Annotated in this window: 20 protein-coding genes and 1 riboswitch; of the genes, 1 reads left to right on the top strand and 19 read right to left on the bottom strand. The window is 63.6% G+C overall.

The features are described 5' to 3' along the window. Positions 1–68 precede the first annotated feature (68 nt). Entirely contained in the window at positions 69–938 is an 870-nt protein-coding gene (locus O9K64_RS00450) for a fumarylacetoacetate hydrolase family protein (protein WP_275096096.1), read from the bottom strand. A gap of 198 nt (positions 939–1,136) precedes the next feature. Here O9K64_RS00450 and O9K64_RS00445 point away from each other — a divergent pair, with 198 nt between their 5' ends. Further along, a complete protein-coding gene (locus O9K64_RS00445) occupies positions 1,137–1,769 on the top strand; it encodes an NUDIX domain-containing protein (protein ID WP_275096095.1) in 633 nt (210 codons plus the stop codon). Positions 1,770–1,827: 58 nt separating this feature from the next. On the opposite strand, the gene O9K64_RS00440 is transcribed toward O9K64_RS00445, so the two are convergent. From O9K64_RS00440 to cobO, 18 genes are all read right to left on the bottom strand, one after another. Next, positions 1,828–2,574 carry a flavodoxin family protein gene (locus O9K64_RS00440; protein ID WP_275096094.1) on the bottom strand — a complete coding sequence of 249 codons (747 nt, stop codon included), beginning with the start codon at positions 2,572–2,574 and terminating at the stop codon, positions 1,828–1,830. 194 nt (positions 2,575–2,768) lie between these two features. Then, entirely contained in the window at positions 2,769–4,643 is a 1,875-nt protein-coding gene (locus O9K64_RS00435) for a PAS-domain containing protein (protein ID WP_275096093.1), read from the bottom strand. A gap of 282 nt (positions 4,644–4,925) precedes the next feature. Continuing rightward, positions 4,926–5,432, bottom strand: coding sequence for a gamma-glutamylcyclotransferase family protein (locus O9K64_RS00430; protein ID WP_275096092.1), 507 nt, complete (start codon positions 5,430–5,432; stop codon positions 4,926–4,928). A gap of 4 nt (positions 5,433–5,436) precedes the next feature. Next, positions 5,437–6,051, bottom strand: a complete 615-nt coding sequence (locus O9K64_RS00425) for a LysE family translocator (RefSeq protein WP_275096091.1) — start codon at positions 6,049–6,051, stop codon at positions 5,437–5,439. Positions 6,052–6,379: 328 nt separating this feature from the next. Continuing rightward, entirely contained in the window at positions 6,380–6,583 is a 204-nt protein-coding gene (gene cspE, locus O9K64_RS00420) for a cold-shock protein (protein WP_260293686.1), read from the bottom strand. A gap of 294 nt (positions 6,584–6,877) precedes the next feature. Further along, on the bottom strand, positions 6,878–7,873 hold the full coding sequence (locus tag O9K64_RS00415) for an aldo/keto reductase (protein ID WP_275096090.1): 996 nt from the start codon (positions 7,871–7,873) through the stop codon (positions 6,878–6,880). Between the two features lie 121 nt (positions 7,874–7,994). Beyond that, positions 7,995–11,723 carry a DUF1631 family protein gene (locus tag O9K64_RS00410; protein ID WP_275096089.1) on the bottom strand — a complete coding sequence of 1,243 codons (3,729 nt, stop codon included), beginning with the start codon at positions 11,721–11,723 and terminating at the stop codon, positions 7,995–7,997. A 148-nt stretch (positions 11,724–11,871) separates the two neighbouring features. Continuing rightward, positions 11,872–12,513, bottom strand: a complete 642-nt coding sequence (locus O9K64_RS23590; protein WP_335342206.1) for a hypothetical protein — start codon at positions 12,511–12,513, stop codon at positions 11,872–11,874. A 39-nt stretch (positions 12,514–12,552) separates the two neighbouring features. Next, the gene (locus tag O9K64_RS23585; protein ID WP_335342205.1) at positions 12,553–13,821 is read right to left on the bottom strand and encodes an acyl CoA:acetate/3-ketoacid CoA transferase; all 1,269 of its coding nucleotides are present in this window, start codon (positions 13,819–13,821) and stop codon (positions 12,553–12,555) included. Between the two features lie 78 nt (positions 13,822–13,899). Beyond that, positions 13,900–14,256, bottom strand: coding sequence for an SRPBCC family protein (locus O9K64_RS00400; RefSeq protein WP_275096088.1), 357 nt, complete (start codon positions 14,254–14,256; stop codon positions 13,900–13,902). Between the two features lie 17 nt (positions 14,257–14,273). Then, on the bottom strand, positions 14,274–14,768 hold the full coding sequence (locus tag O9K64_RS00395; protein WP_275096087.1) for a universal stress protein: 495 nt from the start codon (positions 14,766–14,768) through the stop codon (positions 14,274–14,276). Between the two features lie 104 nt (positions 14,769–14,872). Continuing rightward, the gene (locus O9K64_RS00390; protein WP_275096086.1) at positions 14,873–16,240 is read right to left on the bottom strand and encodes a TRAP transporter large permease; all 1,368 of its coding nucleotides are present in this window, start codon (positions 16,238–16,240) and stop codon (positions 14,873–14,875) included. A gap of 4 nt (positions 16,241–16,244) precedes the next feature. Continuing rightward, entirely contained in the window at positions 16,245–16,868 is a 624-nt protein-coding gene (locus O9K64_RS00385) for a TRAP transporter small permease subunit (protein WP_275096085.1), read from the bottom strand. Positions 16,869–17,084: 216 nt separating this feature from the next. Then, positions 17,085–18,173: a TRAP transporter substrate-binding protein gene (locus O9K64_RS00380; protein WP_275096084.1), complete on the bottom strand. Its 1,089-nt coding sequence runs from the start codon at positions 18,171–18,173 to the stop codon at positions 17,085–17,087. 420 nt (positions 18,174–18,593) lie between these two features. Next, positions 18,594–19,988: a sigma-54 interaction domain-containing protein gene (locus tag O9K64_RS00375; protein WP_275096083.1), complete on the bottom strand. Its 1,395-nt coding sequence runs from the start codon at positions 19,986–19,988 to the stop codon at positions 18,594–18,596. Positions 19,989–20,406: 418 nt separating this feature from the next. Beyond that, a complete protein-coding gene (locus tag O9K64_RS00370) occupies positions 20,407–21,219 on the bottom strand; it encodes a cobalamin-binding protein (protein WP_275096082.1) in 813 nt (270 codons plus the stop codon). 206 nt (positions 21,220–21,425) lie between these two features. Further along, positions 21,426–22,724: a cobyrinate a,c-diamide synthase gene (locus tag O9K64_RS00365; protein ID WP_305792977.1), complete on the bottom strand. Its 1,299-nt coding sequence runs from the start codon at positions 22,722–22,724 to the stop codon at positions 21,426–21,428. Continuing rightward, entirely contained in the window at positions 22,718–23,323 is a 606-nt protein-coding gene (gene cobO / locus O9K64_RS00360; protein ID WP_275096080.1) for a cob(I)yrinic acid a,c-diamide adenosyltransferase, read from the bottom strand. The genes O9K64_RS00365 and cobO overlap by 7 nt, the downstream gene beginning before the upstream one ends. A 276-nt stretch (positions 23,324–23,599) precedes the next feature. Beyond that, positions 23,600–23,831: riboswitch (cobalamin riboswitch) on the bottom strand. Positions 23,832–23,845 lie beyond the last annotated feature (14 nt).

Raw genomic sequence — 23,845 nt, 5'->3', positions numbered from 1 at the left:
CGTGCCCACCCTTCTACACGGACGACAAACCACGATGCCCGGGGTAGGATGTGGCGTTGCGCCCCACTTCAGTTGTCGCTGCAGGTCATGCGGTTGGTCATTCGCCCGAGCTTGTCGATCTCGACCACCACCTCGTCGCCGGGCCTGAGCCAGACCTTGTGCTCCATCCCCAGGATCACCCCCTCGGGGGTGCCGGTGACGATTATGTCGCCCGGTTCCAGGGTGGCGTAACAGGAGATGTAGCTGATCAGTTCGGCCACCGGGAAGATCATGTCGGCGGTGTTCGAGTTCTGGCGCAGCTCCCCGTTTACCCAGCAGCGGATGCCGAGATTTTGCGGATCGCCCACCTCGTCCGCCGTGACCAGGTAGGGACCGACCGGAAGGAAGCCGTCGAGCATCTTGCCGATGGTCCACTGGCCGGCGCTCAGCTGCAGTTCACGCTCGCTCAGGTCGTTGGCCACGCAGTAGCCGAACACACTGTCCAGCGCCTCGTCGGGACCGACCCGCTTGGCCCGCTTGCCGATCACCACCGCCAGTTCGGACTCGTAGTCGTACTGGTGGCGCGTGGTCGGCAGGTCGATAGTGTCCCGGGCCGATGCCAGGCAGTTGTTGTACTTGGCAAACAGGATCGGCGCCTTCGGCACTGCCATGTTGGCCTCGTGCGCGTGGCGACGGTAATTGAGCCCGATACCGATGATCTTGTTGGCGACCGGCAGGCAGGGGCCAAGTTCCAGGGCGGCCTCGTCGATAAACAGATCCTCATGGCCCTCAGCCTGTTCAAGCAGTTCACGCAACCCGGGCAGCCGGTCGCAGGCGGGTTCGAAGGGTCGGGTATCAGCAGCGAATTCGTGCTGGGCGGCGGCAACATCCAATACCCCGGCCGCCGTGCTCACCCCCCAGCGTACACCCGCGCCCGTGCGATAGGTCAAAAGCCGCATCTGATCACCCCCAGGTAGTGTTGTTGTGATCACCAACGGCGCGCCGTGGTGGCGCGCTTCGATGAGTAGAGGAACAGGTCACCGGTCATTCTATGCCAGCTCGTGTCAGTAGTGAACACGCGGGGGCTTTGGAAATCCGCGGCAGGAGGGGATTCAATCGGTATCGGCGGGTCGCATCCACCCTGCGGGAGTAGCGCAGTGGCTGCCCGGGTTCCGCGGGATATGGCCATCCCGGCGCGGTTCATCCACAATGACGCCATGGCAGACAAACGACTGAAAGCGAATATTCTTGAAACCCGCACCGAGTACGCGGGATTCTTCGAGCTGCGTCGCCTGACGGTGGAACATGACCGCTTTGACGGCGGCACCACCGGTCCGTTGGTGCGGGAAGTCCTGCATCGCAGCGATGTGGTGGCCGCCCTGCTGCACGATCCAACCGCGGACAAGGTGGTGTTGGTGGAACAGTACCGTGCCGGCGCACACGTGGCCGGTCTGTCTCCCTGGCTGGTCGACATCGTGGCCGGCCGCATCGAGACCGGGCAGACGCCGCTGCAGGCGATAACCCGCGAAATTACCGAGGAATCCGGGTTGATCCCCGTCTCGATCAAACCGATCGGCACCTATCTGACGGCACCACACCTGTCGAGCGAACAGGTGCATCTCTACTGCGCCACGGTGGACGCCACGGCTGTGGCTGGATATCACGGGTTGGCACGCGAGGGCGAGGATATCCGCCCCCTGGTGCTGGAGCGGACCGAGGCACTCGGATTGCTCAAGAGCCGGCCACTCTCCCTGTGGGCCGGCCTGGCGCTGGGCTGGCTCGGCCGATAGCCGCGCCGGCGCGTCGACTTGCCGGATGGGCACGCTACTGGTGCCCAGGCTACGCGGACTACCGATAATCCGGATTCGGGTGATCGAACCGGCAGCCGGCTTCCCACCGGTCACGCTGGTTGCCGTGGGCCGGCATACCACCGCTATCGGTCAGCAGGCGTGCCATGTGCATCAGGTTCCAGCTCATGAAGGTGGTATTGCGCTGGGTGAACTCGTTTTCGGGACCGCCCGAGCCCTCATCGGCATAGGAGGGGCCCGGCCCCGCCTCGCCGATCCAGCCGGCATCCGCCTGTGGCGGAATGGTGTAGCCGAGATGCTGCAGGGCGTACAGCACGGTCATGGCACAGTGCTTTACCCCGTCCTCATTGCCGGTGATCAGGGTCCCGGCGGTCTTGCCGTAGTAGATGTACTGGCCCTTGGCGTTCAATCTCCCCGACTCCCCGTACAGGCGCTCGATGACACGACGGCATACGGAGCTCTCCTCACCCAGCCAGATCGGGGTACCGATGATCAGAATGTGTGCCTGCATGACCTGTTCACAGAGTTCCGGCCAGTCATCCCGTTCGAAGCCGTGTTCCGTCATGTCGGGATAGACCCCCGGGGGCAGTTGATAATCCACCGGACGCAGGATTTGGGTCTTGACACCGTTGGCGTCCATGATGGCGCGAGAAACATCGATCAACGCCTCGGTGTTCGAGGTCACACCGGTCGGCTTGAGGGTGCAGTTGAGAAACAGCGCCGACAGATCGGAGAAGTCGTAGGGGTGACTGGTGCACAGTTCTTGCTGCCTTTCGGTTAACGCCATGACTGTTCTCCTTGACCCGTGTGTGGCCTGGCCATCTCAATTCACTGTTAACACTATAGGCCAAGCCAGGGAGGGGGGAGGCATCGATAGTTAACTGCCTCCGGCAAAGCCGGGGGCTTTTTGGGTAAGCGCATCAAAGGCACCGCAACACCCCGCCCCGCCATACCCCCGGGCCGCCCAAGGCGGTCGCGGCTCTACCTGTCGTTACACACGCAAGCCCCTGAAGCATAAAAGCAGATCGCATCGCGCCCGGCCTCCTTGGCCTGATACATCGCCTTGTCGGCCCATTTGAGGATGTCGCTTTGGCTGGCCTCATGGCCGGCGAACATGGCCACGCCAATGCTGGCCGTGCAGTGATGCTCGACCCGGCTCTCCTCCGCTCCCTGATGCCTGATGGCCAGTCGATAGGATTGCGACAACGCATTGCGGATATTCTCCGCCACGCTCCTGGCCTGCGAAACCGAATCGGCCTTATCCGCGCTCAGATCCGTCAGCATCACCACAAACTCATCCCCGCCGAACCGAGCCACGGTATCCATTTCGCGCACGCACCCTTTCAGCCGGGCCGCCGCCTCAACCAGCAGCAGATCGCCCACCACGTGTCCATGGGCATCGTTGAGCGGCTTGAAGTTGTCCAGGTCCAGAAACATCAAGGCACCAGAACGACCACTCCGTTTGTTGGCAGCCAGGGATTGAACCAGGCGGTCGTTGAGCAGGCGCCGATTGGGCAGGTTGGTCAGCGTGTCGTAGAACGCCAGTTGCCGCACCTGGTCCGCGGCGACGCTGCGCTCGATGGCGATACTGACCAAGTGGGCAGACTGCTCGATGATGGAAATATCATACTCCGTGGGCACGCGCGGGCGATGATGATAGATCGCCAACATACCCAACACCCGACCCGACGAGGAGCGAACCGGTTGCGACCAGCAGGCGCCCAGTCCGGCACGGGTCGCGAGCTCCTGCAACGACGACCAATCGGGATGTGACATGATATCGCCGACAATCACCCGCCTCCCGGTAAAGGTGGCCGTTCCACAGGACCCCACGCCCACCCCAATTTCGATGGCGTCGACGGCCCGCGTATAGAAATCAGGCAGGCTGGGCGCGGACGCCGTCTTCAGGTATCTGCCGTCGCCATCCAGCAAGGCGATACTGCACAGCATGGCAGGATTGAGCTGTTCCAGGCCGTGCGTAATGGTATCGAGAATCTCCGGCAGCGGCCTGCCACTGGCGAGCATTTCCAGGGAATGGCTGCGAAATTGTTCGAACCGTGCCACCTGCTTGCGCTCGGTGATATCGGTGTAGGTGGTGATAAATCCCGCCACGTTGCCGTCAACCCGCATGGCCCGGCCTTCGACCTCGATTGTCTGACCCTGCGGTCGGGTACGCTCCAGGCGATGCGGCTCGAAACGCAGGGCGAGATCCACCACCTCACGCACCTTCGCCTCGGGGTCCACCTCGCCGTACTCGCCCTGCTCCGCGTTGTAGCGGATCACATCCTCAAGCCGCGCCCCTTCATGGATCAGTTCAGGCGGCAGCTCCAGCACATCGACAAACCGCTGATTCCATAGCACCAGGTCGAGATTTTCATCGATCACGGTAACCCCCTGCGGCAGGGTGTTCAGTACCGTATCGAGATAGGTGGCGTAGCGCTTCGCCTCCTGCTCGGCACGTTTTCTTTCGGTGATATCGGTATAGATGGTGACAAAGCCACCGTTATCCGGCAGTGGGGCGCCGCGGATCTCCAGCACGGTACCATCGGGTCGGGTCCGCTCGTACACGTGCGCCTGCATGTTGCGCGCACGCTCCAAAACCTGTTGCGCCAGCCGCTCATGATCGCCGGGGCCATAGTCACCGCGGCGGGCATTGAAAATGGCCAGCTCATACATCGTCGGCAAGCCGCTCTCGAACAGGGCCGCGGGAAAATCCAGCAAACGCTTTAATTGTTCATTGCACGCGACCATCCGCAACTGCGTATCGAACAGGGTGACACCACTGGGCAGGAAATCGATAATGGTCTGCAGAATATCCGCATGTGATGAACCTGTTCCGGTCAATCCCTCCGACATACGCCCCCCTCGTCCCACTTTTTTAGTTGCTGCGAATAACCATACGACATTTATTCTTGGCATAGCAACCGAGGGCTGCGCCTCCGGCTTTCTCGTCAGATTACGCTACGTTAATCCGACCCAGCAGTCTTCCAATTTAATATTGCCGGGTAAAGCTGTTTCAGTTTGGTAGGGTGGATAAGCCGGTAGGCGCATCCACCATTGTCGCCAGGATCCCGGTTGGGGTGAGAAAGAATCCCGACATCATGACAACCCCCATGAAGCCCCGTTGCGGTTCGCAGGCTACCCCAACGCCCCGGGTTGATATATCAGCAGCTCGCGCCGCTGCCGTTCCCGGTCCGGATCGTCCCGCGATGGCACCGCCTCCAGTCGGGCGATGTACTCCTCGGGCAGGCCATGCTCACGCGCACCGCGCAGCACGTGGGTCTTGTACCAGTGAAAGGGCAAGGTGTCGGCATCGATCAGGGTCGCCCGATAGGTAAAGGCCGCTACGGTGCTACCTGTATCGAGCAGCAGGCCGACTTCGATCGCCTCGTAGCCGGCGCCCACCCCTTCGACACGGTCGAGCAGCGCACGCTGCACCGCCGCCACGTCATACAGCACCCCGAGGACGGCATGGCCGGGGTCGCCGGTAGGGGCGGCATCACACTTGCCGGAGCCATCCCGCCCCTGCTTGTGCCAGCACAGCCGGTGCCGCGGCAGTCGCGCCACCGCTACCGCGCGGGCCGCACCGAGACGCTGCCGCAGGCGCCGGCTGGACATGTTGGAACCATAGGCAAAGTAGTACACGGCACTACCTTTCGGCCATCGCCAGCCGGGCGCCGAGGGTAGCGAAGGCGACGGCGAAGCCGCGCTGCAGGCGGCCCAACAGGTGCGGGGAACCGATCACGTAATCCCGCAGCGAGCCGGCAAACAGGCCGTAGAGCAGGAATACCGCCAGGGTGATGAGCATGAAGATGCCGCTCAGCAGCACCAGGTGCAGGGCCGGCGAGGTCGAGCCGAGCGGCACGAACTGGGGCAGAAAGGCGATAAAGAACATGGAGAGCTTGGGATTGAGGATATTGATCAGGAAGCCCTTGACGGCGATGGCCCGCAGGCCGTGCCGGCAGCGCCGCTGGTCGATCTGCAGGCGGCCGGTGTCGCGCCACATGGACCAGGCGACATAGAGCAGGTAGGCCGCCCCCAGATACTTGAGCAGCTGAAACGCCAGCGCGCTCAGGTGCAGGAGCGCCGACAGCCCGAGGATACTTACCAGCAGATGGGGAATACTGCCGAAGGTGCAGCCGATAGCCGCCGCCAGGCTGGCGCGCCGGCCGACGAACAGGCCGGTGGAAAGGGTGTAGATGACACCGGGCCCCGGCAGCATCACGATAATCAGCGAGGTGATGAGAAATTCCGTGGTGAACATGCGTAACCCGTCCCGATGGCCCTGGTGGATGCCCTGTCCAATACGTCCGAGTGTACCAGAGCCCGGCGCACCTCGCTTAACCGGGAGGGGGGCGGACAATCGGCCCGGGGCGGGCCTCCTGCAACCAAGCGGGGGAAGGGGTCGGAGTCAAGCCGCTCGGCCCCCGAAGAAGTTCCCGCCGCCGTTGCACGGATTGACTCCGACCCCTGTGTGGCAGAAGGGTTGGTGGGTTACGTCGTTCCTCCTCCACCCATCCTGCTCGCCCATAAAAAAAAAGCCCCGCCGGATGGCGGGGCTTTTTCCCGGGTGCCAGGCACCCGAACCCGTTTTATTGGGGTACGACGTTCGCCGCGCTGGGGCCTTTCTGGCCCTGCTCGACGTCGAAGGAGACGGTCTGTCCTTCAGCCAGCGATTTGAAACCGCCGCCCTGAATGGCGCTGTGATGAACGAAAACGTCCTTGGAACCGTCGGTCGGGGTGATGAAGCCGAAGCCTTTTTCGTCGCTGAACCACTTAACTGTGCCTGTAGCCATGTTGCTAACCTCTGTAAAAATTGATCTTTGATATGCAGACGCTTGCCAAGCGCTTACGGAAGAATCTGCCACGAACTGCGAGAGGATAACTACCGAAAAACTACAAGTACACTGCAATGTGTCGCACTCTATTGAAAAACCAACAAAAAGACAAGCGACTTTTTCTCTTCCGGAACAACAGAGGCCGACAACAGCCCCTTGCAGCGGAATCGGGCCGTAGGCTCCTAGGATGCCCTATCCTCACACCCGTATATAGCTGGCTCTTATAGGATAGCCTATGGGCGCCGACCGATCTCAATCCTTCTCGGAATCGATCGATGCCATCAACTGGGCGTTATAGCGCTCGCCCTTGACGGTCCGGTCATTGATCAGCCCGTCCAGCCGCGCCACCACGGAGGCGTCCAGCCGGATATCCCCGGCGGCGGCATTCTCCCGCATGTATTCGGGATGCTTGGTACCGGGAATCGGCACCAGGGTCCCCTCCTCCCGCTCCAGCACCCAGGCGAGGGCCAGTTGGGCCATGCTGCAGCCCTGCTCGGCGGCGATCTCGCCAAACGGCTGCAGCAGTCGCTGGTTGGTGGCGAAGTTATCCGGCTCAAAGCGGGGGCGGCAGACATTGGTGCGGATGTCCCCCTCTTCCAGATGGGAGATGTCCTGGGCACGGCCGGTAAGGAACCCCCTGCCCAGCGGCGAGAAGGGGACGAATCCGACCTCCAGCTCGCGGCAGGTGGCGAGCATGCGGCGCTCCGGGGTACGCGCCCAGAGCGAGTACTCGGACTGCACGGCGGTGATCGGGTGGACGGCGTGGGCGCGGCGCAGGGTCTCGCTGGAGACCTCGGAGAGCCCGATGCTGCGCACCTTGCCCTCGTCCACCAGCCGGGCCAGCGCCCCGACGCTCTCCTCCACCGGCACTTGGGGATCCAGCCGATGCAGGTAATAGAGGTCGATCACCTCGGCCTGCAGATTCCGCAGGCTCTGTTCACAGGTCCGCCTGAGGATCTCCGGACGGCCATCCACGCTCAGGTTGCCGTCTTCGCCCCGGGCGATGCCGCACTTGCTGGCCAGGACGTACTCATCGCGCCGGTGACCGAGGGCGCGCCCGATCAGCGACTCGTTGTGTCCCATACCGTACATGGCCGCCGTATCCAGAAAGGTGTAACCGGCATCCAGGGCCTCCTGCAGCAACCGCTCCGAGGTGGCGTCATCGGCCGCCCCATAGCCCCAGGACATGCTCATGCAGCCTAGCCCGAGGGCCGAGACCGTGAACGGGCCAATGGTTCTTGTATGCATCACTTCGCCTCCTTTCGGCGCCGAATCCGATAGTACCGGGACTATATCAAATCCTGCCGTGGACATGGCCACCGATAGTTTATGGATAGGGACCAGCGCGCCCCGCGTGGCCAGCCGTGCCTCAGACCGGCGGCTTGTAGCGGGAGAGCAGCTTGAGCGGCCCCGGCCGGCCGATACAGAAGCCCTGGGCGTAGTCCACTTCCAGCCGGCGCAGGACGTTGAGGATCGCCTCGGTGTGCACGAATTCGGCCACCACCAGCTTGCCCATGTGATGCGCCACCTCGGTGATCGACTTGACCATGGCGCAGCTCACCTCATCCTGGTGAATATCCTTGACGAAGATGCCGTCGATCTTCACCACATCCACCGGAAACTCCTTCAGGTAGGAGTAGGAGGCGTAGCCGGTGCCGAAATCGTCGAGGAAGAAGCGGCAGCCCAGTGCCCTGATCTCCCGCATCAGTGCCGTAACCTGTCCCAGCTGGCTGACCATGGCGGTCTCGGTGATCTCGAACGCCAGCTTCTCGGGCGCGATCACCGAGTGCTGGATCTGCTCCTTGAGGAACGGGATGAAACTCTCGTCGCCCATCGACTGGCCGGAGAGGTTGATGCTGAACCCCCCCAGGTAGCCGGCGGTTTCGGCACTCAGTTCGTTGTTGGCCCAGTTGAAGAAGCGTTGCACCACCCAGCGATCGACCGCCTGCATGCGCTCGTAGCGCTCGGCCGCCTCGATGAACTGCTCCGGACTGGCCGGCTGATTGTGTTCATCCATGCGCCGCAGCAGCACTTCGTGATGGTCCGTCAGGCCATCGCCGACAAACACCGGCTGGATCAGCTGGGCAAACAGCTCCAGCTGATCGTGCTCCAGCGCCCTCTCGATCAGAGGAACCGACTGCACCAGGCGTTTTTTCTCCTCATATACCGCGCCCTCCTGCTGGTAGCAGAGGCAGCGGTTGCGGCCCCCGAGCTTGGCCTCCTCGCAGGCCGAGTGGGCGGCGTGGATCAGCACTTCCGCCCCCCCACTGTCGCTATTGACCTCGGCCAGGCCGATACTGACCGTCACCGTGACCTGCTCGCCGCTCCACTGGAAGTGGTAGTTCTGAATCGCCTTGCGCAGGCTCTCGGCGAAGCGGAAGCCCTCCTCCAGTTTGATCTGTTCCAGCAGGATGCTGAACTCGTTGTCCCCGGTGCGGGAGATGACATGGCTGCCGTCCAGGAAGCTGCGGCAGATGCCGGCAATGTTGGCCAGGAACTGGTCGCCGCCGTCGCTGCCGCAGAGTTCGTTCACCAGGCTGAACTTGTCCACGTCGATGCAGATCAGGGCGTGCCGGTTGTGCGTGCGGAGGCTGTTTTTCAGCAGCCGCTCCAGCTCGCGCCGGAAGGCGCGACGGTTCATCAGGCCGGTGACGCTGTCCCGGTCGCTCTGCTCCCGCAGCTGCTCGAAACTCAGCCGCAGCGCCCGCTCCACCGCCCGTTCCACCATTGGCAGTCCGGCATCCTCCAGCAGTGAAAGCTGGCCGGACTGCAGCCGCAGCACCAGCTCGCTATCGGTGCAATCCAATGCCTTGACGCCGTTGCAGTCGACGAACAGATAGCGGTTGTCCGGCTCGTCTTGCAACGCCAGGTTGAGCATGCGCGCATGTCCCTGGGAGCGCTGCTCGGCCACCCAGTCGCCGATCCGTATATCCGCCAGCTGGGAGCGCCATTGCGGATCGATCCGGCTCGCCCGATCGCCCTGCCGGTCGGGCTCGACCGAGGCCGGCAACAGCTGGTCGAGATAGGCCTCGTCCACATCGATGCGGCGCTCGTTATGCGGGAGGTAGCTTTCGCTGCCCTGCGCCAGGCACTCGCCAAGCTGGGCGATCAGGGCATGGGACTGGCGGCGGTAGACCGGGTAGCTGTCGAAGCCCGTGTTCAATACCCGGGACACCTTGCCCCACTTGTCGGCCTTCAGGTAGGCGTGCCGCGAATCCGGCTGCAGCGCCTGGTTAAGCAGGCGCAGCACGTCCTGGTAGCTCTTCAGGTGCTTCTGTTTCTCCGCGCCCGCCAGGTCGGTCTGCACCAGCAGTCCGGCCCACCCCAGGTGCAACAGCTGATCGACCAGCAGCGAGATCGAGCCGCCCAGCTCCTGCTGCAGGAAGGCGCGGATCCGACAACTGGCGTCGACCGCCTGCCGCTCCTGCGCGGAGGCGGCCAGCACCTGTTCAAGGTTGCTGTTGAACCGCTCCCGGCGCTCCTGCAACAGCGTCGACACCTCCTGCGTCACCTGGTCCAGGTCGGCCTTGCCGCCGGTCTGTTCCAGCGAGTGGAGTATCGCCTGCAGTTTTTCGTCGCTACCGCGGGAGAGCGCGGACTCTTCCGCGGACGGGGTCAGCAGGGCGAGCTGATCGAGATTGTCCAGCAACCGGCGCGAGGCGTGGCCGGGATCATTCAGTACCGCCGGGTCACTGATCGCCGCCTTGGCCAGCGGCAGCTGTACCTGGCGCAGGATGCGGCGCATGGTGCTGTTGTGGCGCGGGTCCTGCTGCGCCATGCGCAGCAGCTGCTCCGTGGCGTCGATTATCTGCCGGCTCTCGGCCGACAGCTCCACACCGCCCTCGGCGCCGGCGTGGCCACCCAGGGCCTGCTCGACCCGGTCGACCAGGTCGCGCTGATCCGCCTGTACCATGTCCTCCAGGGCATGGGCGACGGCGGTGTTGCTGGAGACATGGCGGGCCCCCTCCCGCCGGCCGCCCTCCCTCCGACCGTCTTCCCGGGCCCGTCCGATGAAGGCGGAGAGGGATTCAATCAGGGAGCGGGGCCTGGGCCGGGTCCGCGGCTCGGGGGCGTCTTCCGTCTGCGCTACGGGGGCCGCCCGCACCCGCGGCGCCGCGATCTCGTCGACCGCGAAGCCGTTCTGCTCCAACAGCTGGTAGACCCGATGATAGAGCGGATCCAGGGTGGCGAGGATCTGTTCCGCAAACACCGCGTAGGCGGTGTGCCTGGCAGGCGCGCTCAGGCCCAGGGGGTCCAGGCTTTTCTTGAAGGCCCACAGCAGGCTGTAGGGCGATAGCGGGTTGTTGTCGTTGCTGACCGGCGACTTGAGCATGTGGGCGATCGCCTGGGAGAGCCTGAACAGGGTCTGCGACAGGCGGCTCTCCAGGCGGCGTGAGGTGGCGACCACCGCCGCCCACTCGTCAAACTCGCCCTGATCCACCAGTTCCAGGCTCTTGTCATCCGCCATCGCCAGATCCGCAGCGGTCTTGACATACCGCAGCTGCTGCCAGTTCCCGGCAATCTGTTCAAGGAAGCGCTGCTTCAGCGCGGCCGTCCCCGTCTCGATCGCCCGCCGCCCGTGGCGCAGATCGGGCTGTTCCTGTTGCGAGGCCCGGTCTTCCAGTTCCAGAAAAGTCTCCGTCAGAATGTGGATAAATCCCGCATAGCGGTTGCTGAGGATCTGCTCCAGAAGCACCTGAATCTGCTGCAACACCCTGGTTGACGGGGTATCGCCGGTGGTGGCCGCACGCTGCCTGTTGGCCAGGGAGGCGCGCGACAGGTAGCTCAACACCTGTTGATCCGGGTGCATGAAGACCGCACCGACCCCTTGGTCGGATGCGAACACCACCCGCACCGGTATGCGGTGCTCCTGCGCATCCGTCTCCGCCTGCAACAGCACCACCGCGTCCACCGACCGCCGGGCATCGAGGCGGCCCTCACGCCTGATCCGCTGCAGTGCCTCGCTGTCGATGGCGAGGCAGAAGCCACCCCGGGAAAAATTGTCGATCCGGCAATCCTCTGCCAACGCGTCACTCAGTATCAGTCGCGCCGGATGGCTGCTCTTGAAGCGCGGGTGTTTGCGTCGATCCTGAGTCAAAAGGCACTCCAGCACAAACTGTTGTTTTGATCGGGAGCCAATGCTCGCTGATCAAAAACCAACAGGACAAGGAAAATCGCTTATCCGGCAGAATACCACAATTATTCTGGTGCTACCCACGGCGGCGGAATCCGCGGCACCCGCCGCATCACGCCGGCGGCCGATCCGCCTCGATCCGGTCGAGAAAATGCTGCGCCTCGGCGCGGCTTTCGAACACATGGGGCGCCACCGTCCGGGTCAGTATCCGGCCGAGTTTCATGCGCATGAAGGCGCTGGTGGCGTAGCGGGAGATACGTGCGTAATAGCGCGCCTCCATATCCTGCACCATGGCGGCGTAGGCCTGCGTCGCCTCGTCATCGATGCGCACGCCACCATAATTCACCACCACATCGACCCGCCTGCCGATCTCCCGGCAGCGCGCCTCGACGGCCTGGCGCACCGCCGCCACATCCGCGCTGTCGTGGATATGCATGTTTTCGAAATTAAGAAACAGCAGGTTGCGGTGCGGGTCGTAGCCGATGCGGTCGTCCAGGTGCAGGTCCAGCAGAATCGACTTCAGCCCCATCGGCTCAGCGCGGAATATGCGTCCATCCATCGGCCGGGGATCGTTGATGACCGGGCGGAACGCCATGTGTGCCAGGATGTCCCGCTCCAGCTCGATCCCGGGGGCGATCTCGATCAGCTCCAGGGCGCCGTCCTCGTTGAGCCGGAACACGCAGCGCTCGGTCACGTAGAGCACCGGCTGGCCACGCCGCGCCGCCAGCGGGCCGGAGAAGGTGACCTGCCCCACCGCCTGCTGGAACTTGCGCGCTTGCCCCTCCTGGCGGATCTATAGCCGGCCACGTTCCACGACGGCATCGAGGCCAGCGGCGGTGAAGGTACCGGCAAAGACCAGGCGGCGGGCATTCTGGCTGATATTGATGAAGCCGCCGGCCCCCGCCAGCTTGGGACCGAACCGGCTCACGTTGACGCTGCCCTGGCGGTCCGCCTCGGCCATGCCCAGGCAGGCCAGGTCGAGACCGCCGCCGTCGTAGAAGTCGAACTGCTGGTTCTGATGGATCAGCGCCTCGGTATTCACCGCCGCACCGAAATCGAGTCCGCTGGCCGGCATGCCGCCGATGATGCCGGGTTCGGCGGTCAGGGTGAGCAGGTCGAGCACCCGCTCCTCCACCGCCACCGCCGCCACCCCTTCGGGCATGCCGATGCCGAGATTGATCACCCCGTTCGGCGGCAGCTCCAGGGCGCAGCGCCGGGCGATGATCTTGCGCAGATCCAGCGGCAGGGGTGCCACGCCCTCCAGCGGCACGCTGATCTCTCCCGAATAGGCGGGCGAATAGTGGGTGGCATAGGTCTGCATGTGGTTCTCCGGGCGCGCCACCACGATACAGTCCACCAGGGGCGCGGGGATCACCACGTCGCGGCAGCCGAGCGAGCCCTGGCGGGCGATGCGCTCCACCTGCGCGATGACCACACCGTTGCAGTTTTTCACCGCCATGGCCATGGCCAGGTTGTCCAGCAGCAGGGCTTCGCGTTCCATGGTGATGTTGCCGGAGGGATCGGCCGTGGTGCCGCGGATCAGCGCCACGTTGATCGGGCAGGCCTTGTAGAAGAGCAGCTGTTCACCCTCGATCTCGATCAGTTTGACGATCTCCTCCCGGGTAATATCGTTCAGCCTGCCACCGCCGTGGCGCGGGTCGACAAAGGTCTCCAGGCCGACCCGGCTGAGGGTGCCCGGCTTGCCCGCGGCGATATCGCGGAACAGGTGGGAGATGCAGCCCTGGGGCAGGTTGTAGGCCTCGATGCGGCCCTCGATGGCTAGCCGGCCCACCTTGGGGATCAGCCCCCAGTGGCCGCCGATGACCCGTTTCAGCAACCCGTCATGGCCCAACCGGTTGAGCCCCCGCTCCTTGCCGTCACCCTGCCCGGCGGCGAAGATCAGGGTCAGGTCGGGCGGCGAGCCGCTGTCGATAAAGCGCTTTTCCAGGCCTTCCAACAGCTCGTCCGGGGTACCGATACCGACAAAACCGGAGGTGCAGAGGGTATCGCCCGGTTGAATAATGGCGACCGCATCCTCCAGTGAGACTACCTTGTTACGCACCTGCCCTCCTCGCGGGCCGCAGCGGCCGTCGCTTCGATCATGGTTGTCCCGTTACGCTGAACCGCCACTATTGAGGTGTTACCCCTTGTTGGTACCGCCGAGCATCGCCTCGAGCTGGGTGATACGGCCATGCAGGATCCGGTGCAGCTCCTTGACCGCCGCCATCTCATGCTCACTGCTGGTGGAGAACACACCGGTCCAGGAGATGGAGGAGGCACCCGCGCCATTGTCGGTAACGCGGATTTCGATTGAACACTCCTCGATCGGCAAGGGACTCTCCGTTAGCGAACAGACCATCACCCGGGCGGCGTCGTCACAGGTGTAACGCTGTTCAACAAAGGGGTGCCAGTTGGTGGTGGCCGCGAAGTTGCGCAGGGTCTGCCAGACCACCCCGGGCGGCGCGTCAATCTCTGTCTTGAGCACCAGTTTCGACATATACGCCTCCGTAGGTTTCAGCGTTCCCCTGGAATGGGTACCAGCAGTACCGGGATGGGGCTCAGATGGGTCACCTTGCGGGCGACCGAGCCCAGCAGCACCCGATCGAGGGGGGACTGGCTGTGGGTACCCATGACGATCAGGTCGGCACCGATCTGTTTGGCCTGCTCGATGATCACCGTATCGGCCTGTCCCTCGGCGATGACGATCTTGCTCACCAGCGTCGCTCGCTCATCGGCCGTACCCAGCTCACGCTTGGCGAACTCCGTGAGCCGCCGGTGAATCTCTTTCCGTACCTTTGCCAGGCCCTGGCGCTCCAGCTCATCGAGCTGTTTTTCCGGTACCGCGCTACGCATCAGGGTTCGGCCGGTGGCACCCAATGGCTCGATGGCGTGCAGGAGATGAATCTCCGCCTGAAAACTCCTGGCGAGGCTTACCGCATAGTTGAATACCGTCGGTGCATTGGCACCCAGGTCGGTCGCGTAGAGAATTTTTTGAATCAAGGCCAACATGGTCATTTCCCCCTGCTGTGAAGGCGTGGTGTTACGCTCAACGCCCATCGGTAGCTATCCAGAAAACCCTTAGGATGCGGTGGGTAAGGCGAACCGCATCACTGTCAATTGCCGTAGGCGAGACCCGGCAGCCAGGTCACCAGATCCTCCCAGACGAATACCAGGGCCAGCCCCAGCAGCTGCAGCGCGATAAACGGCAGCACGCCCTTGTAGATATGCGCCACGGTGATGCTCTTCGGCGCCACCCCCTTCAGATAAAACAGCGCGAAGCCGACCGGGGGTGTCAGGAACGAGGTCTGCAGGCAGACGGCGAACAGCACCGTGAACCAGACCAGGTCGAAGCCCAGGCCCTGCACCACCGGACCGACCAGGGGCAGAATGATCAGGGTGATCTCGATCCAGTCGAGGAAAAAACCCAGGAGGAAGGTGAAAAACAGGATGGCGATAACGATGCCGGTGGGTCCGAAGGGCAGCGAGGTCAATCCGGACTCGATCAGCTCATCTCCACCCAGGCCGCGGAATACCAGGGAAAAGGCGGTGGCACCGAGAAAGATGGCGAAGATGAAGGCGGTGGTCCGGGTGGTCTGTTGACAGACTTCACGAAACACCCCCAGGTTCAGCTGGCGATTGGCCCCGGCCAGCAGGATGGCGCCGAAGGCACCGACGCCCGATGCCTCGGTGGGGGTCGCCAGGCCCATGAAGATGGTACCGAGCACCGCGAGGATGAGCCCGGCCGGCGGCAGCACCGCCCACAGCACACCCAACACCAGTCGCCAGGTGATCGGGTCAGTGTGTTGCGGGGCCGGCGCGGCCCCCGGCACCAGGGCGGCAAAGACCACCATGTAGGCGATGTAGATGGTGCCCAGCAGCACCCCCGGGATCAGCGCCCCGAGGAACAGATCACCCACGGAAATGGCCAGCCGGTCGGCCATCAGCACCAGCATGATGCTCGGCGGGATCAGAATACCGAGGGTACCGACCGCGCAGACCGTACCGGCGGCGAACGATGGCCGGTACTTGTTCTCCAGCATCACCGGCAGGCCGAGCAGCGACAACAGCACCACCGAGGCGCCGATGATGCCGGTGGAGGCGGCCAGCAGGATGCCGATCAGGGCGACGGTCACCGCATAGCCGCCGCGCATGCGTCCGAACAGCTTGACGAAATTGCCCATCAGCTGGGCGGCGATGCCGGAACGGTCGAGCATTAGTCCCATGAAGATGAACATGGGTAGGGCCACCAGCACCCAGTTCTTCATCACGTCCCAGATGCGGTCGACCACGGCCGAGGTGTAGGCCCAGTCGATGGCGTAGAACGAATCCGCCATGAGATCGGTAAATTGGCCCGTGGCCCAGCCGATCACGGTAAATACAACCGCGAGCCCACCCAGCACCCAGGCCACCGGGAAACCGGTGAACAGGAGAGCGATAAAGCTCACGAACATCAGGATGCAGAGGATCTCATTGAACGCCATGACCTCACTCCTCCGTCTTGGCAGGAGCCGCCGGCAGCGCTGTCGGCCGGCCGAACAGATAGGCGGTCACCCGGGAGAGCCGCGAGCAGGTGATCACGATCAGCAGGATAACGCCGATGATCAGGAACGACTTGATGACCCAACGCGCCGGCAGTCCCCCCGGCGCATCCGAAACCTCATTGATGGACCAGGCGTAGCTAAAGAACGGTACGCTGTAACGCAACAACAGGAGCAGAAAGGGCAGCAGCAGGAACAGGGTGCCAAACAGCTCCACCCACGCCTTGGTCCTGAGACTGAAGCGTTCATACAGCACGTCCACCCGCACATGGTCATCCGACTCCATGCAGTAGGAGAGCCCCAGCAGAAAGCCGATGGAATAGAGGTGCCACTGGATCTCCTCGAACTCGATGCGCCCCTCGCCGAACAGATAACGCATGGAAACATTGGTGATGATGATCGCCACCAGCAGCAGCCAGATCCAGGAGATGGAGGCGCCGATGGCCCGTATCACCCGGTCTATCCTGGTGGAAAAAGCCGTATGCGGCAGTTCGGCGTGATGGACGAGCTCATGCAGGAGATCATGTTCCTCGGGTATGCTTGATGGTGGTGTGGTTCCCGGTTTCATCATCTCGTTCCCCCATGAGCTCGTCGCATTCGGTTAATGGCCAGTGGCGTTAAGGACCTGTCAATAAATAACTATTACATCTTGCTGGTCTTTTCGTCCGCCTTCGGCGTTACGGCAAGACTTACATAGAACGACTATGCGCGCCTTGCCGTGCCTTGAAGGCAAACGAAAATCCGGCGCAATCTGTAACAGTTATTTCTTTCCAGGCCCTAAACCAGATCAGAAGTCGCGCGGCAGGTAGCCCAGGCTCTTCCAGCTCTTGTAGCTCTCGGAGAAGGCCTCCTGGGCCTCGTAGACCGTCTTGAAGTGAGCGTCCTTGGCCGCCTCTTCGACCATCACCTGGCGGGTGATCTCCTGCAACTCACGCAGCAGCTCATCAGGCAACCGATTGGCATGGACGCCACTCGCCTTGAAGCTGTCGATAACCGCCCCCTGAATCGCCTCGCCCTTGGACAGGTTGCGTATCACACCGGCGGTACAGGCCATATCGATCAGCGCCCGGTTCGAAGGGTCCAGCTTGTCCCAGACACCCTTGTTCACCAACAGGTGGAACGCGGTGTAGGTTTGGTGCCAGCCGGGGAAGTAGTTGTACTTGACCACCCGGTCGAAGCCGAGTTTCTGGTCGATCGCCGGCATCGAGAACTCGGTCGCATCGATGGCACCCTTCTCCAGTGCCTGGAAGATTTCGCCACCCGGCAGCATGGTGACCGACGCACCGAGCTTCTGCATCACCCGCCCGCCGAGTCCGGCAAAACGCATCTTCAGGCCCTTCAGATCATCCAGCGATTTGATTTCGTTACGGAACCAGCCGGCCGTTTCCGGGCCGATGATGCCGCACAGCACCGGATGGATGTTGTGCTCGCCATACACGGTCTCACCCAGCGCCTGGCCGCCGCCCTCATACCACCAGGCGGTGTACTCCCATGGCTCCATGCCGAAGGGACGGGCGGCAAACAGTGGCGACGAGGGGATCTTGCCCTGGTCGTAGCCGACCCAGGTGTAACCCGCCTGTACCTTGTTGTCCCTGACCGCGTCGGTGATCGAGAACGGCGGGACCAGCTTGCCCGGCTCGAACACCTTGAACTGGACCGCGCCGCCCGATGCCGCGTTGAGCGCCTCGGCGACATAGTTGATGTTGTCACCCAGGGCGGGCAGGTTGGTACCGAAGGCGACCGGCACCTTCCAGCGCACATTTTCCGCCGCCTGCGCAGCCGATCCCAGCACCAGGCCGGCGCCGATCAGCGCCGCACCCAATGCCCGCTTCAGCATCTCCCGTTGGTTGGATTTCATCTCATACAGGCTACTCATCTCGTACCTCCACACTGGTGTTGTTGAAAAAGGTCGGAACATAGCCTCGACCCGCGTCTGCAGACCCGGGCCGAGAGTGGCAGCGAACGCCAGCAGGAATCACCGGATGGATTAGTCCCGAGAGACAGGGTTGCACACCGGTGCACCATGTCGTGGGCCCTCCACTCCTCCTCGTTTTCCTGCGTCCGTACCAAGGAAATGGCCGGCCGCTTATCGCTTGAGGCATAAGGGTGCAACCCACATGCCAGAGTGGCGGAATAAAAAAATAACCAATATTTACAAATGGTTGGATTATCGTAGGACATAAGTGGCAGGGGCCGGCGCTGTCGCTAATCCCGACAGCTTTACCCGGAAATTTACTTAGTTGTTGTTTTTAAAGGACTATATTGCAGTGCGTGAATTTACGACAGAGAGTGTCGCCTAATCGTACAGCCGGTGGTCACGGATCTTGTCGTAGAGCTGGGAACGGGAGATCCCCAGGATGCGCGCGGCCGGTGCCTTTTTGCCGCCGGTCATCTCCAGTGCCCGGCTGATCGCCTGCCGCTCGATGCTGGCGATGCGGGCCGGCAGTGACAGTCCGGTTTCGGCAGCGGTGACGGGGGCCGCGGCCCCGTGCGGGACAAACGGCCTGAGGCCGTCGGCGGAGAGGCCGGCGCTGTCGCACATGAGACAGGCCCGCTCCAGGGTGTTCTTGAGCTCGCGCACGTTGCCGGGCCAGTTGTGGGACTCGAGCACCGCCAGGCCATCGGGGTCGATCACCTTGAGGGCATCGCCGCTACGGGCGGCGATGGTTTCGAGAAAATATTCGCTCAGCGACTTGATGTCATCGAGCCGCTCCCGCAGGGGAGGCACCGCGACCAGCAGCACGTTGAGCCGGTAGTAGAGGTCGCTACGGAAACTGCCCTGCCGCACCTTGGCCTCCAGGTCTTGGGAGGTGGCGGCGATGATGCGAACATCCACCCGCTGGACAGCGTTCGAGCCGACCGGCTCGAACTCCTGCTCCTCCAGGACCCGCAGCAGTTTGGCCTGCAGCTGCAGCGGCATGTCGCCGATCTCGTCCAGAAACAGGGTCCCACCATTGGCCAGGGCGAATTTCCCCAGCCCGGTGCGCTTGTCGGCACCGGTATAGGCCCCGGGACTGACACCGAAGAACTCGGCCTCCAGCAGGTTGTCGGGGACGGCCGCCAGATTGACCGCCACGAACGGTTCGTGACGCCGCACCGAGGCGGAGTGGATCGACTGGGCCAGCAGCTCCTTGCCGGTGCCGGTCTCGCCCAGGATCAGCACCGGGCTGGTGTGCCGCGCCACCGCGCGCGCCTGCTCCTTGAGATCACAGATGTGCTGGCTGCGGCCGATGATATTGGCAATGCTGTAGCGGGTACGCCGCGCGGCGGCCAGCTTGGCCTCCGCGCTGGAGAGCCGTTGCTGCAGCAGCTCGAACTTGGAGATCAGCGGCTTCAGGTAGTCCAGGCTGTCGTAGAGTACAAAGCCGACCGCCCCGATCACCACCCCAGCCTCGTTATGCAGCGGCAGCCGGCTGACCACGAAGTGGCGGTTGTTGAAGCGCATGATGTCGAGCAGGATCGGTTGCCCAGTCTCCACCACGTGGGCGAGCATACTCTCCGGGATCACCGACGCCACGTCCCGACCGAGCACATCGTCCTCGTCGGCCACCCCCAGCAGATTCAGGTATTTCGCATTGATCCAGACGATGCGGGCGTTCTCATCCACCGAGATGGCGCCCTCGCACATCTCCTCGAAAATGTCGAAAAGTGAATCGACCATGGTGGACTGTATACGGTTGCTTTCGCTCATGGATTTGGACAAGGCCCTGTATTGTAAGATCAAATGTAGACCATCGACCGGGCAATTGCACTGGCGCGCGCGGCAGTACCAAGGAAAACCGGGCCGCAAATGAACGCGAATAAGGATAACTTTGCACCCAACCCGCCGTAGGATGCTGGTGAGCTTGCGAACCGCATCACCCGCGATTGCGGCGGGCGCACCGTTACGCCGGCGTTAGGGCTCGCGCAAGAATAAGTTCCGGTATTCGGTCGCCCCTGGACCCCGCCTGCGGCGTTACGCTTTTTGGCAAGGGAGCAGCTTTGTCCAGGGATGGACTTATGCCGCGAAGGCCATGGATGGCCGGGAGCGGCCATTGCCTGCAAAGCGTGCCTTGCCGGCATGGCCCAGTGACGCCCTCGGTGCTGTGGAATTATTCCTGCGCGAGCCCTTAGTCTTGGCTGGCGGCCCAGCGCCGGATGATCTCGTGCAGCTGGCGCACCCCGTCGGTCAGCGCCGCCGGTCCCGGCTGCAGGATATCGCAGGACTTGATCTCATGGAGCTGGCCATGGTGAACCGCCGGCACGCTGTCCCAGCCCTCCCGCGCCCGCACCTGCTCGGGCCGGAAGCGTTTGCCGCACCAGGAGCCGATAATGATATCGGGGGCGCGCCGGACCACCTCCGTCGGATCGGCAATGATCCGGCCCTTGGCGGACCGCTCCCGGCCCAGTTCGGCGAAGCAGTCCTCGCCACCGGCGATGCCGATCAGCTCAGAGACCCAGCCAATAGCGGAGATCAGCGGCTCGTTCCACTCCTCGAATAGGATACGCGGCCGGCGCGGCAGGGCCCTGGCCGACTGCTCGATTGCCGCCAGTCCCTGCTGCATTTCGTCGATCAGCCGCGCCGTTCTGTCCGCCGCACCCACCATGGCGCCGAGCATCCACATCATCTCGAAAATCCCCGCGACGCTGCGCTGGTTGAAGATATGCACCGCCACCCCGGCGCGGATCAGTTGCGCGGCGATGTCGGCCTGCAGATCGGAGAAGCCCAGCACCAGGTCCGGCTCCAGGTCGAGGATCCTGTCGATCTTGGCGCTGGTGAAAGCGGAGACTTTCGGCTTCTCCTTGCGCGCCCGCGGCGGGCGTACGGTGAAACCGGAGATACCGACGATACGCTCCTGCTCGCCCAGGAGATAGAGCAGCTCGGTGGTCTCCTCGGTCAGGCAGACGATGCGTTGCGGGTAGTGGCGGTTGACGATGTCCATAGTGATGATGACCCAGCCAATTTGGCAATCTGAAGAAAAAAATCGAGTCTGACCCGAATGGCACTTACTTAAAGCGAATCGCAGGATTTTCGTCATTCCATCCTTTGGTCCGTAAACGGTGCATCCCTGCACCACTCCTCCGGCCTGCGCCGGGATGACGGTAGTTCTTGGCTTAAGTAAGTGCCATTCGAGTCTGGCTCCGTCGCTCAGGGCAGGAACAGCCGCGCCGCCGCCTGCGGGTTGGAGGGGAAGTACCAGTGCAGGTAGGAGGCCAGCAGCCGCCCCCGGCGGAAGATCGGCTCCCCCTGCCCCTGATGCCTGGCGGCCGCGGCATAGCCCGCTGGTTCGTCCCCCGCCGACAGACGGGAGTGATGGAAGGTATGCCCCCGCAGCGCCCCCTCCGCCAGTTGCGCCCCCTGCAGGCCGAGGTTGGCGAGCCGTGGCTGCATGACTGCCCGGCCCGGCAGCAGGCCCACCATGGCGGCGCCATGGCCCTGCACATCGGTAAGCGACTCCAGCAGATAGAGCATGCCGCCACACTCGGCCACCAACGGTCGATCGGCCGCATGGTGCGCGCGGACAGCATCTTTCATCCCCCGGTTGGCCGCCAGCCGTTCGAGATGCAGCTCCGGGTAGCCGCCCGGCAGGTAGAGCGCGTCGGCCGCCGGCAGCTCGCCGTCGGCCAGGGGCGAAAAGTGGACCAGCTCGGCGCCCAGCGCCTGCAGCAGTTCCAGATTGGCGCGATACAGGAAGGCGAAGGCCGCATCCTCGGCCACGGCGATACGCACCCCGCGAAGTGGTGTCCCGACGCCACTTCCAGGCTGTGAAGCGGCGGCGAACGGCACGGCCGGCGGCAGGGTCGGGTCTACCTCCCGCAGGGCCTTTGCGGCCTGCTCGATGCGCGTCTCCAGATCGGTGATCTCGGCCGCCTGCAGCAACCCCAGGTGGCGTTCGGGCAGGCCGATCTCGCCGTCACGCGGCAGCCAGCCGAATGCTTTCAGGCCGGGCGCCAGACTCTCCCGCAGCATCCGGTAGTGGCTCTCGCCGGCGACCCGGTTGGCTAACACGCCGGCGAACGGCAGCCCCGGCCGATAACCGGCCAGGCCGTGGGCGACCGCGCCGAAGGTCTGGGCCATGGCGCTGCCGTCGATCACGGCGAGCACCGGGATACCGAACAGGGCGGCGAGATCGGCGCTGCAGGGTTCGCCGTCGAACAGCCCCATCACCCCCTCGACCAGGATCAGGTCGGCCTCCGCCGCGGCCGCATGGAGCAGTTGCCGGCAGTGCGCTTCCCCGCCCATCCACAGGTCGAGCTGATAGACCGGCGCGCCCGAGGCCTGCTGCAGGATCATCGGATCGAGAAAATCGGGACCGGTCTTGAACACCCGCACCCGCCGCCCCTGGCGGCGATGAAAGCGGGCCAGCGCCGCCGTCACCGTGGTCTTGCCCTGGCCGGAGGCGGGGGCGCTGACGAACAGCGCCGGGCAGCGCCGCACGCTCACCAGTCGACCCCCGGCTGGGCGCGGATACCCGAGCGGAAGGCGTGCTTCAGATCGGCCAGCTCGGTCACCGTATCGGCCGCCTCGCAGAGCGCCTCGGGCGCGCCACGGCCGGTGATCACCACATGTTGCATGGGCGGGCGCGCCGCCAGGTCGTCCAGCACGGTCTGCAGCTCCAGCCAGCCGTACTTGAGCGGATAGGTGAGTTCGTCGAGCACCACCAGTCCCAGGTCCGGATCGCGCAGCAATGCCCGCGCCTGTTCCCAGCCGCGCCGGGCAGTCTCGATATCGCGCGCCAGGTTCTGGGTCTCCCAGGTGAACCCCTCGCCCAGCACCTGCCAGGTGACGCCGGGCTGGCGACGGAAGAAGCCCTCCTCGCCGGTGTCGCTGCGCCCTTTGACAAACTGCGCCACGCCGACCCGCAGGCCGTGACCCAGGGCACGCGCCAGCATGCCGAAGGCGGAGCTGGATTTACCCTTGCCGTTGCCGGTCAGCACCAGCAGCAGCCCCTGATCCCGGTCCGCCTCGGCGATGGCGCTGTCCACCACGCTCTTCTTGCGCTGCATGCGCCGGCGATGCCGCGCGCCTTTGTCGGATTCACTCATGGGTTTTCCTTGGGCGCACTCACCCGCGCGCCGATCGTGTGGCTGAAAGGCATGGCAGAGGGGAAGCAACACGGACCGGGGTGGACGTCGCCACCCATAGCCGGCGCATCGCCCGCCGCGATGCCAACTAAGGGCCTGTCAATAAATAACTATCACATCTTGCTGGTCTTTTCGCCCGCCTTAGGCGTTACGGCAAGACTTACATAGAACGACTATGCGCGCCTTGCCGTGCCTCGAAGGCAAACGAAAATCCGGCGCAATCTGTAACAGTTTTTTTCCAGGCCCTCGCTTCCAGGCCGGTCTCCGGGCTTGCGAATGGTGTGACCACCGGGCGGACCGCCTTCCCACGTAATCGCTACGCAGTGGCCGAGTGATGCGCCGTGACTCGCTTACCGTTGCGGGGGCAGCTCCGGAATTGTTCCCTGACCGAGCGGGTCAGTAACGCACCGGCTTCCCGTTTCATCCCCTGGATGGATATCCTGGGGACACCTGAAGCAGACGCTGGAAGCTAAAGCAATGCCA

The organism is Sedimenticola hydrogenitrophicus (assembly GCF_029017505.1).
In the GTDB taxonomy this organism is placed as follows: Bacteria; Pseudomonadota; Gammaproteobacteria; order Chromatiales; family Chromatiaceae; genus Sedimenticola; species Sedimenticola hydrogenitrophicus_A.
Note: the sequence above shows the minus strand (reverse complement) of the source record. Positions and strands in the feature narration are given on the sequence as shown.

Bases quoted from the DNA above. Each gene is read 5' to 3' on its own strand.
- O9K64_RS00450 (WP_275096096.1), bottom strand. From the start codon at position 938: ATGCGGCTTTTGACCTATCGCACGGGCGCGGGTGTACGCTGGGGGGTG.
- O9K64_RS00440 (WP_275096094.1), bottom strand. From the start codon at position 2,574: ATGGCGTTAACCGAAAGGCAGCAAGAACTGTGCACCAGTCACCCCTAC.
- O9K64_RS00435 (WP_275096093.1), bottom strand. From the start codon at position 4,643: ATGTCGGAGGGATTGACCGGAACAGGTTCATCACATGCGGATATTCTG.
- O9K64_RS00425 (WP_275096091.1), bottom strand. From the start codon at position 6,051: ATGTTCACCACGGAATTTCTCATCACCTCGCTGATTATCGTGATGCTG.
- cspE (WP_260293686.1), bottom strand. From the start codon at position 6,583: ATGGCTACAGGCACAGTTAAGTGGTTCAGCGACGAAAAAGGCTTCGGC.
- O9K64_RS00415 (WP_275096090.1), bottom strand. From the start codon at position 7,873: ATGCATACAAGAACCATTGGCCCGTTCACGGTCTCGGCCCTCGGGCTA.
- O9K64_RS00400 (WP_275096088.1), bottom strand. From the start codon at position 14,256: ATGTCGAAACTGGTGCTCAAGACAGAGATTGACGCGCCGCCCGGGGTG.
- O9K64_RS00395 (WP_275096087.1), bottom strand. From the start codon at position 14,768: ATGTTGGCCTTGATTCAAAAAATTCTCTACGCGACCGACCTGGGTGCC.
- O9K64_RS00390 (WP_275096086.1), bottom strand. From the start codon at position 16,240: ATGGCGTTCAATGAGATCCTCTGCATCCTGATGTTCGTGAGCTTTATC.
- O9K64_RS00385 (WP_275096085.1), bottom strand. From the start codon at position 16,868: ATGATGAAACCGGGAACCACACCACCATCAAGCATACCCGAGGAACAT.
- O9K64_RS00380 (WP_275096084.1), bottom strand. From the start codon at position 18,173: ATGAGTAGCCTGTATGAGATGAAATCCAACCAACGGGAGATGCTGAAG.
- O9K64_RS00375 (WP_275096083.1), bottom strand. From the start codon at position 19,988: ATGAGCGAAAGCAACCGTATACAGTCCACCATGGTCGATTCACTTTTC.
- O9K64_RS00370 (WP_275096082.1), bottom strand. From the start codon at position 21,219: ATGGACATCGTCAACCGCCACTACCCGCAACGCATCGTCTGCCTGACC.
- cobO (WP_275096080.1), bottom strand. From the start codon at position 23,323: ATGAGTGAATCCGACAAAGGCGCGCGGCATCGCCGGCGCATGCAGCGC.